Consider the following 16,217-nt stretch of genomic DNA (forward strand, 5'->3'; position numbering starts at 1 on the left):
TATTATTTTCTTCGTAACTGTGCATCTAAGTTAGCTAACTTACCTACCCCATTGTTCCAGACAGCAAATTTTGTCATAAACTTTGCCAATCCTTCCTTTTCTAACGAAGATAAGTCTGGATGCCATATATCAAAAATAAGCACAATTCTTACATCATCGCTCTCATTTTTTGCGGAATGTAGAAAGCTATCATCGAAGATCATCGCGGATTGTTCATTTTCCCACTTGAATATTTCTTCTCCCGCTTTCAACGATGCATGTTTTGTGACTTTTAAAGGTATATGCACGGTAAGCTTACAATTTGAAATTCCGTAATGCGGAGGGATGTATGCCCCAGGCTCTAGCACAGAAACAAACATTTCAGGTGCATGAGGTGGACAATGCGCCAATGGTGCCCTTTCCAATACTTCACGGAGCGGTTCACTTAACGATTTAAACACTTCACTGTGTTCCCCACCTTTTATTAGATGGGTAGAGAGCCATTCATCTCTTAGCTTGTTCCACTCTTCCAAATTCGGTAGATTTTCAAACTCTTCAACATATTTGCTTTTTGATACTTTGCCTATATCCAACAACTCATCTTTAAAAGGCTGCAATCTCTGTATCCAACTCTTTAATCCTTCACATTCCTGAATATCGTAAAACGGTTTACTGGTAAGCTCAGGAATATAAATGAAATTAGGTCGTTGAAGCGGGTTTGAAAAAGAAGGTTGTGCAAGACCAAACAAAACTTTGACCATTTCACCTAATCGCGGAGATATATCTTTAACAAACTGCAGTTCGTTGAAACCTGCTCTTCGCGCTAGATTTGCGGCGTTAGCAATATGTGTAGCTTTAACACGTGAAGGCTGGCTACCTTCGATATTGAAGTCTAGGGGAGAAGATTCGTACCACTCTAAATAAAGCGCTGTAGCGAGATCAAAATTCTGTTGTTTAAGGGCTTGTTCAATTTGCTTTGTCATTTTAATAAGTAGCGTTAGAAACGAGAAGGCTACTTTATAGTAGCCTTCGTTCACTTTACAAGCCTGAGCCTGAAGTTTCAGTCCCTCTTTGCATACGAGTCCAGCTTTCGCGTGCGGCCTCTTCCATCATTTCCCTTTCTTCTGCTGTATAGCAAACTCGGCGCATCATATTTGAACCGACTTTTCGCTCCATCTTACACACCATGCCATCGTCTTCGTTACTTGCCACATCGCTTGATGAAGAGTTTGATGTTGAATTACATCCAGAGATTGCGAATGCTGTCACTAGACTTACTAGGATAAATTTTTTCATTTTGCTTCCTTGAACATTTATTTACAATTACTTCCGAAAACTAACGTACCATATTCGGTGCGATTTGACCTCACCCATTTTGTAAGCATCCATTTCTCGTTTGTGAAGACAGGTTGGCCACAATGATAACTCTGTTTTTCTAAGGCCAAATTTTTATCAACGTTAAGAAAACTCACTAGTTTTCCCTTTTCTGGAAAGATCGTTATCCCTAATTTGGGAAAGTGAGTAGCGCCCTCACTCAATGAATTCAAGTATGCCAGTATCGTATGGGTACGCTGGCCTCCCTCTTCAATAATACTGGTTTGCTTTAGTTGAGTATCAGTAAACCCATCATAATGCGGTTTGTATTCTTGGCCATCTTTGTACCTCAGTAAATTTAGTGGTTCACCATGCTGAGGTTTTGTATCAGACATACGGCTCATCTTCACTTCTACTTCGCGACTTATCCAATCTACCCATTGATTAGTGATAATAGCGACCTCACTCGTGCGAATATCATCTTTCATGGGATTACCATTCAATGGATTTAGAACCATAGATGGCTGAAGTAAACTTTTGTATCGAAGAAGCATGTAGTCACATTCAATATCTGACAGTACGCCGCTCATTTCACAAACGATACCGTTGCTATCAACAGCAGTTTTAGTTTTATTTAGTAGCGAGGTTTGCTTTTCAAGTACCGTGGTGATGGTTGTATCTTCACATAAAGACGTAGAAACATCGGCGTAATTAGGGTCTCCCATGAACAATTGACGATAAATGTTGGGATTATGGCGACCTAATGTACCCTTCAATTGAGCGTAAACCGATGTGTTTTGCTCAGTCCAACTAAGTAATACAATTAAGGACTCTGCATGCCCTGCTGAAGCAAGCCTGACGAGCTCACTCACCAGCTCATAATTCATTTCTTTAAATAGATAAAACCGTGAAATGAGTAAACAGTGAAACCTTACAGTAGGTTTTGAGTTGTCTGGTAATGCGCTCAGATAGTCGATAGCTGCTTTGGGGCTATTTGGTGCGATGTGATAAGCGTAGTCTAATGCGGCATACAAATGTCCTGACTGACCAGCAATGCGTAAACAATCATAAGCTTGACTGTATTCGTTCCTTTGAAAATGCAAATCTGCTTTTGTCAGGAGTTGTTCAATGCTCTTCACAATATTCTCCTACAAAAAAGGCCTCTTACGAGGCCTTTAAATTTTTGAAAATCTTATGCAATCATTGAATTAGAATTCAAGATTTACACGACCGTAGAAGAATCTTCCAGGGATTTCATACATTGATGGGTCGAAGCTGTTCGCGAACGTAGTGTAAGAAACTTCTGGGTCTGTATCCCAAAGGTTGTTAACACCAAGCGTTAGACGAAGGTTATCAGTAACTGCATAACCAACAGACACATCGTGGTAAGCCATATCTTCAAGCTCGTTGAAGCTATCTTTGACTAGGTTACCGTCATCATCAAATGTAGTCTCACCTGGATCACTACATAGCGTATCTTCTAGGTAGTTACCATTCTCATCCGTATCGTCATCGAACGAACAAGCTTCTGTAGTGTGGCCGATGAAGCGTACTAGGTAGTTTGCAGTCCAATCTTCGTATGCCCAAGTAACAGACAGGTTGGTACGAAGACGTGGAATTACGTCACGGTCAAAAGCGCGACCTGCGTCATTCTCTGTAATTGACTCGCCAGTTACAGGGTCAACGATAATAGTAGTGCGCTCATCTACGTAAGTACCATCCCAGTTAAGACGGAAATCACCAAACTCAGTTTCGAAGTTATAAGCAACGTTATAATCGAAACCAGATGTTGTTTGACCACCAAGGTTCACAAGACCGTTAAATAGCTCAGTTACAACACCACCTGAGTTACGTTCGATTAGTGAACAGAATTGCGTACCAGTCTCAGCACACGCATCTAGGATACTTTGCGCACCAACAGTTGATACTGCGTTGTCAACTTCGATATCAAATACGTCAAACGTGATTGATAAGCCTTCAACTTGTGCTGGAGAGTATACGAAACCGTATGTGAAGCTCTCTGCTTCTTCAGGCTGTAGGTCAGCGTTACCACCAACGGTTGTTCTGATTTGAGGGTTAGGCTGCTCGTAAGCTGATGGGATACCCGCACAACCTGGTGCGCTTGGGTTTCCTGCTTCACCGCCGTTACAAGGGTCTTGAAGTGTAACGAAGCTATCGCTGTTACCCAAGAAAAGCTCTGATAGTGAAGGAGCACGGAACGCTTCAGACCATGTACCACGAACGATTAAGTCTTCGTTTACACGCCACTTAAGACCAACTTTAGAGTTTGTTGTATCACCAAAGTTGCTGTAGTCAGAGTAACGAGTCGCTAGTTCAAGGTCTAGTTGCTCTACGCCAGGCATATCTGAAAGTAGAGGAACAGCTAGCTCTAGATAGAATTCTTCAACACTAAATGAACCTGAAGTTGGCTGACGAGAGTTACCAGAAGTAATACCCGCTGCAATTAGTGCGTCAGGCTGATCGTAACCAGACTGCCAGCGCTTTTCATAACCTGTAGCAAAAGCAAGGTAACCCGCAGGTAGCTCCATGATTTCACCAGAAAGGTTAGCAGTGTAGCTCTCTAGAGAAGAATTCAATGCATCTTGTGCAGTAAATTGAATGTAATCAAGCTGTTCTTGGGTGATTGTACCTTCCCCGATTGCAGTCGCGCCACCAAAGAAATTCAGAGGTACACATCCATCATCAGAATTGTTACAAGCGTCAACATCGCCTAGCGCCAATGCAACACGGTCCATGTTAAGCAAACCGTCAGTCAACGTATTTTGCGTAATATCGGCGTACGTGTAAGTCGCGTCCCAGAAGAACTCCTTGTCACCTAGTTCGATAACCCCTTCAAAACCACCGTTAAACTGGAATTGGTCTACGTTTTGAGCGAACTGACGATAACCAGCTTCAAGCATACGACGACCAGCGAAGAATAGACTGTTAGGCTCACCGAAACCGGCTGCGTCAGTCAAGTCTAAGCCCGTTGGGTTAAAAGGGTTGTTTGCCGCAATAGTGATACCGGTAGTACCTGCTGCGTTACCCACGAATAAAGGTGTAGGCGCTAGAAGCTGAGACGAACGACGGTTACCGTAAAAACCTGTAACGTTTACAGTAAGGTTATCAGTCAGTTCATAACGACCCTGAGAATAAATATTGGTACGTTCTTGAGGCGTTGAAAGGTAGTTAAGTGGCGCGAAGTTGAAAGCGCTGCTTCCAGTCCACGGGATTAGACCACCATTGCCATCGTTTTGAACGTTAAAAGAAGTACCTTCATCATCGAAGTACCAGAAACGGCCATTAGGTGTACCTGATGAACCGCCGTAACCAGTAGGTGCACCGAATACGGGAACCGCTGAAATTTCACGATCACCCGCGAATGTTGGCTCTTCTTCTACATAAGAAATATTAAAGTAAACGTTACCTTTGTCGTTAGAGGTACCGAAACCGATATCCCACTGTTCTTTGTTACCATCGCCTTCATCGTACTGACCCATGTAGCCAGACGCGTGAACGCCTTCAAAATCTTGACGAGTAATGATGTTTACAACACCAGCTATCGCGTCAGAGCCATATACAGCAGACGCACCATCTTTAAGTACTTCGATACGCTCGATAATTGCTGCTGGGATGTTGTTAAGGTCAACTGAACCGGTAAGACCTGGAGCCCAACGTTTACCGTTAACTAGAACAAGAGTACGGTTTGAACCGATACCACGAATGTTGATTGTAGTTGTACCATTACCACCGTTGTTGTTGTTGGTGTTAATAGCAGAACCTGCAGAAGGGATAGCCTGAAGAACGTCACCGATAGACGTTACACCAAATCGCTCAATGTCGATTCGAGACATTACTGTAACTGGGTTTGCACCCTCGATGTCTGTACGACGAATACGTGAACCTGTTACTTCGATTTTTTCTACTGCTTCCGCTGCTTGTTCGGTTTCCTGTGCGTTAACTGCACCAGTGAAGCCGATAGATGATGCAGCACCGAATGCGCACGCTAACTTCACTGATTTAGCCAGCTTAGAGTTTGTAAACATGTATTGTCTCCCTGGACCACTAAAACTCTTAGTGTGTGTTTCTTAAATCGTTTATATAACGAATTATTATTAGTAAGGTCAAAGCCTCACTTTGATAATAACCACATCCTGTGCGAAGGGTCAACTGGGATCAGACGGGTGTTTCACAAAAGTTCAATTTTTTTTTGTCTTTTAACTCTAATCTGTAAATATTAACTTACATTTTACATACACTTTACAAGCACGGACTTTTTTAGCTCACTTTTCATACACTTCAAACCAAGACTAAAGTTTAATGAACTCATCTATGCGGTGAACAGCAAAATCGATGACGGCCGCTTACAGTTCAAATACTCAACTATTGAATATCTGAATATGTTTTTTCGAACTTGGGGGGAATGTTTTTAGAGTGGGCATGGTCGCTGCTTATCGGCTGTCGAGCCTGATACATACTTGCAGTTCTTACTGCTGTTGTATCTACTTTTCCTGCTTCATATGGAGGTAAAGATAGCAACTCAGTCTCACGAGTAGCGCCTTGCTTTTCGTAAACCCTATTAATTACTTGTTTTATTGTTTCCTGTGGCTGGTCTTGCAAGGTTTCTAGCTGTATTACTATTGGTGCTATCTCTTTAGAATTAGCCAAAATTTTCGCTAATCTAGACTCATTATCAATAACACTTTTTATTTTTCTAATATCCCAAGACCAATGTAAACTATTACTAAATTGCGTCTTGAATATTGACCATGCGTTATCAATTTCGTTTCTTTTGGTGACAACAAAGATTGCTTTATTAAAAACGTGCTTGATTACATAAGCATATCGCAAGTTACTTAAGCTTTTGTCAACGATCAGGGCATTTGATATCCCATATTCGCTACAAATCTTAAAATACTCGTCAGCTATCATACTGCATTTTTCTTCATCTAAAAGAGCGAGTTTTTTTTAGGCGCTCTAGAGCATTTTTAGTTTTTAATACGTTATCTACTGCCATCGGAAAGGCATCTATTTCCCCCACACTCTGCGCTTCTGTATTTTGAATGATGACTTGTTCTACAAGCGTTGTTCCAGTTCGAGGAATTCCCAAAATAAAAATTGGAGAGCTTTTCGTTGAAACGCTTTCGTCTGTGAAGCTAGAAGGCTTAAACTCTGCGCACTTAACGTTCTCGTTTCTCCAATCCTTAATTAATGAGTAATCAAATGACTTATCCTTTGGTGAGATCGCTCGCATGGTTTCTGCGCATTTTTCAAAATACTGGTAAGCGGTATCCACTTCGGAGGTTTTTAGGTAGGTATTTCCTAAGGCGTTGTAAAAGCATGCTTTGGACACTGATAAAGGGACCTTGTCCATGCTAGATAGTAAGGTGTCTAGTTCCTTCTGAAGCTCTTTTGCTTCCTCTGGATCAGACATCGTTGATAATAAGTGGAGTGTTTCCCCTGACGTTGGGACTGTTCTTAAGACTGCTCTGAGCGACTGCTTTGCTTGAGTGAAGTAACCCAGTTGATAAGCGAGTACTCCTTTTAAGTGTAATAGCACTACAGACGACGACACTCTGTTGCCGATAGACTGCAGGTATTCGTATGCCAACTCGGTTTTTCCTAAATCAGAGAGCATTCCCAAGGCTTGCGCTACCATTTGATCACTTTGGCTTTGTTCAAGCGATTTTTCGATACAGCGCTTAGCTAGTCTATAACTGCCAAACGATTTTGCTATTTGCCCTACTCCAACCCATCTTTCTTGTAAAGGTGCTTGTAAGTTGATTAAGTCGCTAACTATCGCCTCAACCTGTGACTTATTTACTGATTTTGAGGCTGAAACTAACTTTTGCAATAGATGATTCATAGTAAAAAAGAAGCCCAGCGCTATGCTGGGCTTTCGACCTTGTTTAGAAATTTACTTCTACACTGAAGCGCACGTAACGTGGCGTTTGGAAAGATGTAGGCAACCCGTAACTTGGGTTGTATTCTCCAAGGAATATACCTTCATCACTTTGTCCAGCATAACGCTCGTTTATTTCGTTAAGCTGAGTAGCATCATCATTGTTGAATAGGTTAAAGATGTCAGCACGAAGTGCTACGTCCGCTTGCTCTAGCTCAATAAGGTATTTCGCACTCAAATCCAAAGTCCAAGTACTAGGCGTACGACCTTCAGAGCCACGAGAAACTAACTCACCATCTTTTACAAATGACTCCGCATCATAGTAGCTTGCGAAAAGATCTGTTGGGTGATAACCAAAAGAGTTAAGTGGTCTACCTGATGTCCAACGGAAGTTTGCTCCCAGTGTAAAGTTCTCAAAGAGCTGGTAAGCACCTGTTAGTTTAACAGCATGACGGCGGTCATTCGGTAAATTACCATATGCGCCATCAAGAAGGCCTGGTTGGTCAAAGTTTGTTGTTAAACCAGAATCTGTTTGGTCATTATCAGAACGAACAGCACCTTCAGTGTTACCCCAACTATGGCTCCACGTATAGGTGAAGCTCATCATCCAAATATCATCCCACGCTCGGTCAACAGTCAAATCAACCGCGGCATACTGACGTTCAGCTTCAGGGTAACCCAACATATCAGCAGGAATAGTGTATGTTCCGTATGGTACATCACCATCTCCATCTGGATCTGTGGTAATTGTTACATCGTTGCCTGGGTTTGTTAAAACATAATAGTGGAAGCCAGAACATAGTGTACACGATGAACCAAACTCTTGTTGAATGTAGTCGTCGAAGCCTGCATCGATAGCAATATCTTCTAGAGAGCTCTTCAGGTCGCGGTAAGTCCCTTTAATACCGAAGCTCCAAGATTCGTTAATGACTTGCTCATAACCCAGAATATATTCATCTTGATACATAGGGTCGAGGTCGGCATTAACTGTTTCTGTCGTTCCTTTAAGCGTACCGTCACTGTATACCGTCAAACTGCCAGTAGCCTCGCCTAATACAGGCGTGAAATCATCATTTATTGACTCAACATCAAAATACTGGCGTGTATAGAGTTCATCACCCGCCAGACGAATGTTTGTATTCGTCGCAACTGGAAGATAGTAGCGGCCGTAGTTTGCAAATACTTTGCTCTCACCGTCACCTTTTACATCCCAGCTCAAGCCCAAACGTGGTGCCCACTGATCGCTTACATCAACAAATTTTTCACCGGCTTTGTTAAAGTTTTCGAAGGTTTCATTACGAAGACCAATTCTTGCAGTAATGTTGTCTGTCACTGTCCAAGTATCTTCAACATAATAAGCGAAGCTCTTGGTCTCAAAGTCGCCCTGGTTTACATAAAACTCTTGGCGAACTTGGCAGTCTGCATTACTCGGCTCATCTAGATTATCGCCACAGTTTTCATATCGGTATGCAACGCCACCTGCGCGAGAAGTATTTTCATAAGCCTCAAGGTCCTCATTATCGATACCAATTTTGAGAACATGGTCTGCATTAACGTACCACTCTACGTCAAAGCGAATCGCCGTACGTTTATCTTCTTGAACTGAAGGCGTCGTTAAGCCGTAAGCACCATACTCTATGTTGGTAAATCTGTCGTAAATAACCGGAGCATCACCTAGCGGATTGGCGCCATTGTTCAGATTGCTGTAGCTCGTCTTGTTAACCGAGTATTGGGCACTCACGGTAAGATCATCGGTAATGATGCCTGTATATTGAGCTCCCCAAGTCGTGCCGCCACGCTCCAGCGTATATTCACCTAACGACGATCCCACATTGTCGCTATCTGGGCTATATAGGAACTTTTCAGATTCTAGCTCTTCAGTATTATCCCATGCCGTAAATTCTAGTATGTGCTCGGGCGTAATGTACCAATCAAGCTTTGCACTGAGTAACGTGTCGTTACCTTCGCGGTCGTAGATCGTTGTAGTCTCTGCGTAATCACGCTGACGTACTTTTTGATTTACTAAGCCGAAGAAAAAGAGTTTGTCTTCAATAAGCGCGCCAGAAGCCCACAGGTTGACGTTTGTCTCACCTGTTTCGTCTTCTTTGTTAACAACGTAATAGGCTGTTCCAGCCTCTTCTGCATCTTCTTGAGTTCTGTAGAATACGTCGGGCTGGTGAGCTCTAAGGGCTGCTGGCTCGTAATATGCGCTGGCTCCCCATTTGAATTCATTGCTACCGCTCTTGGTTCGTGCGTTAATAACACCACCTGTTGAACGCCCGAACTCGGCTGAGTAACCACCTGTTTTTACTTCGAAAGATTCGTACATTTCAAATGGAAGCTCTGATCCCCCCAATCCGTTACGGAAGTTTGTAACGTTAATACCGTTCACATAGTAAACGTTTTCGCCAACTGAAGAACCGCCAAACGAAGCATAGTTACCGAAGTCGGAATCACCAGAAACGGTACCCGGAGCAAGTAGCGCTACTGAAGAAATATCGCGAGGTACTGGAACTTTAGATATAAACTCTTGGTCAACATATAGCTGTGACTCACTCGAAGTCACATCGATATTGGAAATTGAAGTTCCACGCACAGAGATTCTTTCGATATCACCCGCTTCGAGAGCGACATCCAAATTTGTTTTACCTGAAGGCCTTACACTGAATTGTTTTTCTTGCGCAACAGAGAAGCCATCTTTTTTAGCGGTTAAGCTATAATTGCCAGGTGGAAGAAGAGGAAAGGTATATCTACCGTCACTGTCTGTAACAATAGTTCTGGTTAACCCTGTTTCCAGATTTACAATAGTAACTTCTACTCCTGCAAGAGCTTGTTCTGTACTAGCTGATACTGATGTGCCAGTAATTGTACCTTTGGACTCTTGCGCGAATACAGGCGCAGAGAGGCCCATCGACGCGGCAACAGCCACCGCCGTAAGCGTTTTATTAAACGTCATTGTTTTTCCCTGGTTTTCATTTCTTATTAAAGTTTTTCTCTGTTTAGGTTTTTTAAAAACACCTTAAAACAGAATTAAACTAATGTTTTTATTAGGATTTTTTAAAATTATCCTTTTGTATAATTGACATATTGACAGGATGAAAATCAAGAGCTCTTCGATAAGATGCGGTTAGCTGCACCATAAAAGTGCAGCTAACTTACTGATTTTGTTGTTTACGTTTAAATTTCATGCAGAGAAAAATGCGACGAATAACAGTAAGAAAAAACGCATAAAAGCTTACTTTTCAAACTATTGCAGATAAAACCCCAGTCGTCTTCTTACAGTTTCAGGCAATTCTGGCAATGCACTTTTGGGAAGTAAGAAGGTTGCCATGTTAAAAAAGTCTAAATAGATACGATTAGACTCAGTGGTTTTCTTGAGGTAATGATGTCCTGACGATCCACCAGTGCCAATTTTAGTGCCCAGCATGCGCTGAACCATCATTGCGTGACGATAGCGCCATATAGTGAGTTGCTCGTCTATCTCTGTGAGTGCGGTAATAAGCTGGAACGGCAGATTAAAGATAGGCTCTTCAGAGTACTGCTTTATAAACAATGCAGAAAGCAATGCTTTATGACTCAAGCGGAACTTGCCCTCGCCTCTTAACTTTTCAAACTGCGTATCATCAAACAACGCATCAAAGTTCTCCATTGTTGCTTGTAAGTCTTTTAGCTCTTGTCGCCGCTCTGTATCAGATAGCATGTCACTAGTTGAAATTGTATGGTGGTCGTCTTTCAACATTTCGTCTGCCGCATCTTTATAATATTGCCAAAAATCGAAACCTTCCGTTTTTAGAAGCGGCATTCTTGAAAGCCATTTGTCGACCAGCTCAAACAAACTGGGTTTGCTTTCAAGGGTTTCCAATAACGCTCTATCTTTATCAGTCAGACGGTTGTAGAAGCTTTGCTTATCAAAGTCGATTCTGAAATCACGCTTTAGGCCCAGTGATATTTCTAAACGCTTGAACTGTATACTTTGGAAGCCCGACGCTGGCACCAAGTAGTCCCTAAACGACAAAAACTGCTGTGGCGTCATGGTTTCCATGATAGCAATTTGATCGTTCATTAACTTTTGAATTTGTATGACTCGCTGTAAGCGATGCACCACTAGCGTTAGCTGCTGATCTTTAACTGTTTCTTGATTAAACGTATCAATTACTGCATTTAATTCATGAAGAACCTGCTTAAACCAAAGCTCATAAACTTGGTGAACAATAATGAACAGCATTTCTTCGTGCGCCGCGTCACCGTACTTCTCACTCTGTAAGTCCTGCGCCCCCAAAATCTTATCAAGCTGTAGGTAATCGCCGTAGTAGCAGGGCTCTATATTTTTTTTCATGTCGTTCTTGCCTTATTGCTTTGTTTAACTTCGTAATTCTATCACCGTCGACTCGACATCCACAGAATACAAGCTATACATTATAAGGATATATAGCCAAGGTTCGTGTTGTGCCATTTAGCTTGTATAAAAATGTGTCCAATTAATTGGACAAGTGCTGTATTTTCCGCACAACATATTTGCATACCACAGCACTTTTACGCAGGGCGCTAACAACAATTATAAGGGGAATGAACATGAAACTAGATGACGACATCCATAACTATTATGAACACCTGGTTTTAGAAAGAATCAGTAAGCTGGGGCTCGATACCACGAAAAGTCCTGATTACTTAGCAGACTTGTGCTGTCTTGCCTTAAATCAGGTTCCACCACGTTATATCCGCTACGAAGTAGACATGGCGTTTTACCTGCCTCAGAGCGAACGAAATCAAATGGAAATGAATGTTGAGCATGCTATTAGTAAAGCACTCAAGTACTTAGATGAAATAGAAAAGACTAAAAAAGAAGACGAATAAGGAATTTGGGTGGCGGGCCTCCAGCCACATCCCGGCACATGAGTCGTCTGCTGCGGCTGCTCCCTTCCAGGCCTGACCGGGTTCACAGAGTATCATTGCGGGAGGACCAAAAGCCCACCATAGAAAATCGCATTCAAAGCAAAGTCATTCGCCCCTGCCTGAGTGCGGGGCGCATTATGACTATTTGGTTGAGAGTTTTCAACCCTTTAAAGAAAATCTCTCTTCGGCAATAAGGTTGGCAACACGGTTTGTCGCCGCCCCTTCTTGCTCTGCACGGGTATAAATTTCTTTTAGCGTTTCGCCGATTTGCTCAATATGTGCGCGAAGCGCTTCATTAGAACTCGATTCCATACGCTGATGGAAGATGTCGATAACGCCACCCGCGTTGATCACGTAATCTGGCGCATACAGAATGCCGCGCTGTTGAAGCAATTCACCAATATCTTCACGTGCAAGCTGGTTATTTGCAGCGCCTGCAATTACTTTGGCTTTGATTTCAGGCAATGACAGATCGTTAATGGCTGCACCCAACGCACATGGCGCTAACACATCCACATCTAAGCTCAGTATTTCTTCCGGCGCTACAGCTGTCGCACCAAATTCAGATACTGCTTTTTCAACACCCTCGGGATAGATATCCGCAACATAAAGCTTGGCACCGTGCTCATGCAAATGCTTTGCAAGACGGTAGCCAACGTGCCCCATACCTTGTATAGCAACACTGACGCCATCAAGGCTGCGCTTCAAGCCGTACTCTACCGTCGCCTTCAATCCCACAAACACACCGTATGCTGTAGACGGAGCCGGGTTTCCGTCAGGTACTTCGCCCGCATAGTGGTATTTAGCATTAACACCAGCGATGTAATCCGACTCGGTTGCCATGGTTTGCAAGTCCGTTACTGAAATACCAGAGTCTTCAGCAGTGAAATATTTGCCGCCCAATGATTCAACAAACTTGCCCATTGCCTTCATCATTTCTGGCGATTTAGCCTTACGAGGGTCGCCGATGATCACAGATTTACCGCCGCCAAGCTCCAAGTTAGCCATGGCTGCTTTATACGTCATCCCCTTTGACAGTCTCAACACATCGGTCAATGCCTCACCACTATTTACGTAGGGCCACATGCGACAACCGCCAAGTGCTGGCCCCAGATTGGTATTGTGTACAGCAATAATGGCGCTCAAGCCCGCCTTCTCGTCATGATAAAACGCAACGTGTTCGTGATTATTGAACTCCGGGTGATCAAAAACTGACATATTTTCCCTATTAATACTGTGATGAATTAAAGCCTACCCAAGGTCTAGCTGTCACGAAAACGAAACGCCGCTCATTTGGGATGATGTGAGAGTCTGAAGATGATTTGCGGTACACTTATCGGCCTCGCAAAGATCAGCAACATTTTGCCAAGTGTATCCGATTGTTTTGAGGACAGGTCTTGCAAAGTTTGTTAATGAAATTTACAAACTGAAACGCAATAGAATTGATTACAATTTTTCTAGGACAGCTATCCTAGAATTTTTTTTGATATATAATAAACATCATAAAAACGACGGAAACAGTGTTAATGAAATTGGATAAATTTGACCGTGAGATTTTGCGCGTACTTCAGCAAGACGCCACGGTGTCGATGGCAGATTTAAGCCAGCGTGTAGGATTGTCGCATACTCCGTGCTGGAGACGTGTCAAACGAATGGAAGCCGACGGCATCATTCTTGGTAAAGTCACATTACTAAACAGCAAAAAACTGAATTTAGGTGTGTCGGTCTTTATCTATGTCACGTTGAAAAACCATGACGGTGACTCGCTAACCGATTTTGAAAATGCCGTACAAAACATCGATGAAATCGTGGAGTGTCATACCACCAGCGGTGAAAAAGACTACTTACTAAAAGTGATAGTGGAAAGTATTGAAGAGTACGAATTCTTACTTAAAACGAAATTAACTCACCTGCCTCTTGTCGATCATTTAAGCTCAACCTTCGCCTTAAAGCAGGTGAAAAACACCACCGAGCTACCGATTAAACGCCAATAACTCAAAAAAAATGGGGTCAGAGTACATTTCTACTCTCCCCCGTCAGTCTAAGTGGCGTCTATTTGATTTTCGGGCTTAGCCCGCTCAAAAGCATCTAACTCGTTACAGTTCTTCGCTATCTTACTAATTAAAGGGTAGCGACTCATATCGACGTTAAAACGTTGCGCATTATACACTTGGGGTACTAAGCAAATATCAGCCAGCGTAACATCGAAATCAAAGCAGAACTTTCCAGCTTGGGTCTGAAGACGCTTTTCAATGCCGTCGAACCCCAGCGTTATCCAGTGGGATGCCCACTTCGCCACATCATCTTGTGACGCCTCAAAATTCCCTTTTAGCGCATTCAGTACACGTAGATTACCCAAAGGCTGAATATCACACGCGATATCTTGTGCTAGCGCTCTGACTCTGGCTCTCTCTGTTCGATGTTCAGGCACCAGCTGGTGTTCGCCTTCATACCGTTCATCAAGATATTCGATGATTGATAACGATTGATTCAGAATAATATCTTCGTCTTCGTCAACCAAAGTAGGGACAAGGTGCGCAGGATTGAGACGCGTATATTCGCTACTATGCTGCTCGCCACCGTTGTTTACAAGATGGACAGGTACATACTCGTACTCAACCCCTTTCAAATTCAGCGCAATCCGCACGCGGTAAGAGGCGGTCGAACGCCAATAGCCGTAAAGTTTTATACTCATGGTACTACCACACCTATTAAACGTTTTTGGTAGGAGTAAGGGGCTTTGATGAATCTAAACGCTCTACTCCCTCTTATAATTATAGTGGGGAAAACAACAACGTGCCTACTGAGTAAACCACGTTATTACCCCACACTACTTTTCATTTTAAAATTTTAGCTAAGCGGCTTAACTTGCTGTTCAATGGCGCCAAAAACAGAGTGGCCTTCTTTATCTAGCATTTCTATGCGTATACGATCGCCAAACTGCATGAAAGGAGTAGAAGGTTTGCCGTCTCGAATAGTCTCAATCATGCGCACTTCTGCAATACATGAATAACCCACACCGCCTTCAGCGATGGCAGAGCCATGATCTGTACCCTGTTTATTAGACACTGTACCCGAGCCGATGATAGCACCTGCACCTAGGTTTCTGCTCTTGGCGGCATGCGCGACTAGCTGACCAAAATCAAACGTCATGTCCTGACCCGCTTCAGGCTTACCGAATAGTTCACCATTGTAGGTTGAACGCAAAGGCAAGTGCACTTTGCTATCTTTCCACGCATCACCTAATTCATCTGGTGTTACAGCAACCGGAGAAAAGCTAGACGCAGGTTTTGATTGGAAGAAGCCAAACCCCTTCGCCAATTCGCCTGGGATTAACCCTCTAAGTGACACGTCGTTAACTAACATAATAAGTCGAATGCGCTCTGAAGCTCGTTCAGGCGTACACGCCATAGGAACATCATCGGTAACAACAGCGACTTCACCTTCAAAATCGATTCCCCAATCATCACTTGGAAGTATGATGTCATCCTCGGGTCCAATAAAGTCATCGGAACCACCTTGATACATCAATGGGTCAGTCCAAAAGCTTTCCGGCATTTCTGCATTACGCGCCTTTCGCACCAATTCCACATGGTTCACGTAAGCACTTCCATCAGCCCATTGGTAAGCTCTAGGCAGAGGCGACTCACAGCGAGATGCGTCAAACGGCACGCTGTCACACGCATTGTCATTTAGCGCTTGGTATTTCATCTGTAGCTGAGGGGCAATCTCTTTCCAATTATCCAATGCGTCTTGCATCGTTTTCGCAATGTCCTGTGCACTGCATGCTCGAGAAAGGTCCTTCGACACTACCATTAGGCAGCCATCTCGGGTTTCATTCTTATAGGTTGCTAGTTTCATTGTTCTTTCCTCGAAAAATTATTCATCAGCTTGGCGCTCTTGTCTTTTATTAATACGTTCTGAATAAAAGACCTATATCTTTTTACGCGGCAGCATCACACACAATTCCATGATTATAGTTATGCCACTAGTTGGTGTGCGTTGAGAAGTGATCTGTTGACGAAGTTTTATTTGGCTGTAAGAAAGGATGTACGCTAGTAAGCCTCTATTGAGCAGGTATAGCGCTGCCCGCTTGCTCCGTGGGCGATGTAAATTTATCGTAACAGAT

13 protein-coding genes and 1 other RNA gene are annotated in these 16,217 nt (G+C 43.1%); 2 read left to right on the forward strand and 12 right to left on the reverse strand.

The features are described from left to right. Positions 1-2 precede the first annotated feature (2 nt). The 8 genes from MHN00_RS00515 to MHN00_RS00550 form a co-directional block, all read right to left on the reverse strand. A complete protein-coding gene (locus tag MHN00_RS00515) occupies positions 3-1,016 on the reverse strand; it encodes an aspartyl/asparaginyl beta-hydroxylase domain-containing protein (RefSeq protein ID WP_239299859.1) in 1,014 nt (337 codons plus the stop codon). Between the two features lies 1 nt (position 1,017). Continuing rightward, the gene (locus MHN00_RS00520) at positions 1,018-1,275 is read right to left on the reverse strand and encodes a hypothetical protein (RefSeq protein WP_239299860.1); all 258 of its coding nucleotides are present in this window, start codon (positions 1,273-1,275) and stop codon (positions 1,018-1,020) included. A gap of 17 nt (positions 1,276-1,292) precedes the next feature. After that, the gene (locus tag MHN00_RS00525; protein ID WP_239299862.1) at positions 1,293-2,432 is read right to left on the reverse strand and encodes a 2OG-Fe(II) oxygenase; all 1,140 of its coding nucleotides are present in this window, start codon (positions 2,430-2,432) and stop codon (positions 1,293-1,295) included. Positions 2,433-2,501: 69 nt separating this feature from the next. Further along, the gene (locus MHN00_RS00530; protein WP_239299864.1) at positions 2,502-5,339 is read right to left on the reverse strand and encodes a TonB-dependent receptor; all 2,838 of its coding nucleotides are present in this window, start codon (positions 5,337-5,339) and stop codon (positions 2,502-2,504) included. A 337-nt stretch (positions 5,340-5,676) separates the two neighbouring features. Next, positions 5,677-6,225 (reverse strand): sulfotransferase, encoded by a 549-nt coding sequence (locus tag MHN00_RS00535; RefSeq protein WP_239299866.1) that lies wholly within the window; start codon positions 6,223-6,225, stop codon positions 5,677-5,679. Positions 6,226-6,238: 13 nt separating this feature from the next. Next, positions 6,239-7,147, reverse strand: a complete 909-nt coding sequence (locus tag MHN00_RS00540; RefSeq protein ID WP_239299868.1) for a hypothetical protein — start codon at positions 7,145-7,147, stop codon at positions 6,239-6,241. A gap of 55 nt (positions 7,148-7,202) precedes the next feature. After that, positions 7,203-10,151 (reverse strand): TonB-dependent receptor, encoded by a 2,949-nt coding sequence (locus tag MHN00_RS00545; RefSeq protein WP_039226416.1) that lies wholly within the window; start codon positions 10,149-10,151, stop codon positions 7,203-7,205. A 291-nt stretch (positions 10,152-10,442) separates the two neighbouring features. Beyond that, positions 10,443-11,531, reverse strand: a complete 1,089-nt coding sequence (locus tag MHN00_RS00550) for a tryptophan 2,3-dioxygenase family protein (RefSeq protein ID WP_069943926.1) — start codon at positions 11,529-11,531, stop codon at positions 10,443-10,445. A 236-nt stretch (positions 11,532-11,767) separates the two neighbouring features. On the opposite strand from MHN00_RS00550, the gene MHN00_RS00555 reads away from it, so the two are divergent. Next, entirely contained in the window at positions 11,768-12,049 is a 282-nt protein-coding gene (locus MHN00_RS00555) for a late competence development ComFB family protein (RefSeq protein ID WP_014948691.1), read from the forward strand. Positions 12,050-12,064: 15 nt separating this feature from the next. Here MHN00_RS00555 and ffs read toward each other — a convergent pair. Both ffs and MHN00_RS00565 read right to left on the reverse strand, forming a co-directional pair. Continuing rightward, an RNA gene (gene ffs / locus MHN00_RS00560) (signal recognition particle sRNA small type) lies at positions 12,065-12,161 on the reverse strand. A gap of 86 nt (positions 12,162-12,247) precedes the next feature. Further along, positions 12,248-13,306, reverse strand: a complete 1,059-nt coding sequence (locus MHN00_RS00565) for a Glu/Leu/Phe/Val dehydrogenase dimerization domain-containing protein (RefSeq protein WP_014948690.1) — start codon at positions 13,304-13,306, stop codon at positions 12,248-12,250. A 308-nt stretch (positions 13,307-13,614) separates the two neighbouring features. On the opposite strand from MHN00_RS00565, the gene MHN00_RS00570 reads away from it, so the two are divergent. Continuing rightward, complete coding sequence (locus tag MHN00_RS00570) at positions 13,615-14,082, forward strand: Lrp/AsnC family transcriptional regulator (RefSeq protein ID WP_014948689.1); 468 nt, start codon at positions 13,615-13,617, stop codon at positions 14,080-14,082. A gap of 47 nt (positions 14,083-14,129) precedes the next feature. Here MHN00_RS00570 and maiA read toward each other — a convergent pair whose 3' ends face one another. Both maiA and MHN00_RS00580 read right to left on the reverse strand, forming a co-directional pair. Further along, positions 14,130-14,783 (reverse strand): maleylacetoacetate isomerase, encoded by a 654-nt coding sequence (maiA, locus tag MHN00_RS00575; RefSeq protein ID WP_014975930.1) that lies wholly within the window; start codon positions 14,781-14,783, stop codon positions 14,130-14,132. Between the two features lie 155 nt (positions 14,784-14,938). After that, positions 14,939-15,949 (reverse strand): fumarylacetoacetate hydrolase family protein, encoded by a 1,011-nt coding sequence (locus tag MHN00_RS00580; protein ID WP_239299870.1) that lies wholly within the window; start codon positions 15,947-15,949, stop codon positions 14,939-14,941. Positions 15,950-16,217: the final 268 nt, after the last annotated feature.

Origin of the sequence: Alteromonas sp. Cnat2-8 (genome assembly GCF_022348355.1) — a bacterium.
GTDB lineage: Bacteria > Pseudomonadota > Gammaproteobacteria > Enterobacterales > Alteromonadaceae > Alteromonas > Alteromonas macleodii.

Coding starts and splice junctions, on each gene's coding strand:
- MHN00_RS00565 (WP_014948690.1), bottom strand. CDS start 13,306: ATGTCAGTTTTTGATCACCCGGAGTTCAATAATCACGAACACGTTGCG.
- MHN00_RS00545 (WP_039226416.1), bottom strand. CDS start 10,151: ATGACGTTTAATAAAACGCTTACGGCGGTGGCTGTTGCCGCGTCGATG.
- maiA (WP_014975930.1), bottom strand. CDS start 14,783: ATGAGTATAAAACTTTACGGCTATTGGCGTTCGACCGCCTCTTACCGC.
- MHN00_RS00530 (WP_239299864.1), bottom strand. CDS start 5,339: ATGTTTACAAACTCTAAGCTGGCTAAATCAGTGAAGTTAGCGTGCGCA.
- MHN00_RS00570 (WP_014948689.1), top strand. CDS start 13,615: ATGAAATTGGATAAATTTGACCGTGAGATTTTGCGCGTACTTCAGCAA.
- MHN00_RS00550 (WP_069943926.1), bottom strand. CDS start 11,531: ATGAAAAAAAATATAGAGCCCTGCTACTACGGCGATTACCTACAGCTT.
- MHN00_RS00580 (WP_239299870.1), bottom strand. CDS start 15,949: ATGAAACTAGCAACCTATAAGAATGAAACCCGAGATGGCTGCCTAATG.
- MHN00_RS00520 (WP_239299860.1), bottom strand. CDS start 1,275: ATGAAAAAATTTATCCTAGTAAGTCTAGTGACAGCATTCGCAATCTCT.
- MHN00_RS00535 (WP_239299866.1), bottom strand. CDS start 6,225: ATGATAGCTGACGAGTATTTTAAGATTTGTAGCGAATATGGGATATCA.
- MHN00_RS00555 (WP_014948691.1), top strand. CDS start 11,768: ATGAAACTAGATGACGACATCCATAACTATTATGAACACCTGGTTTTA.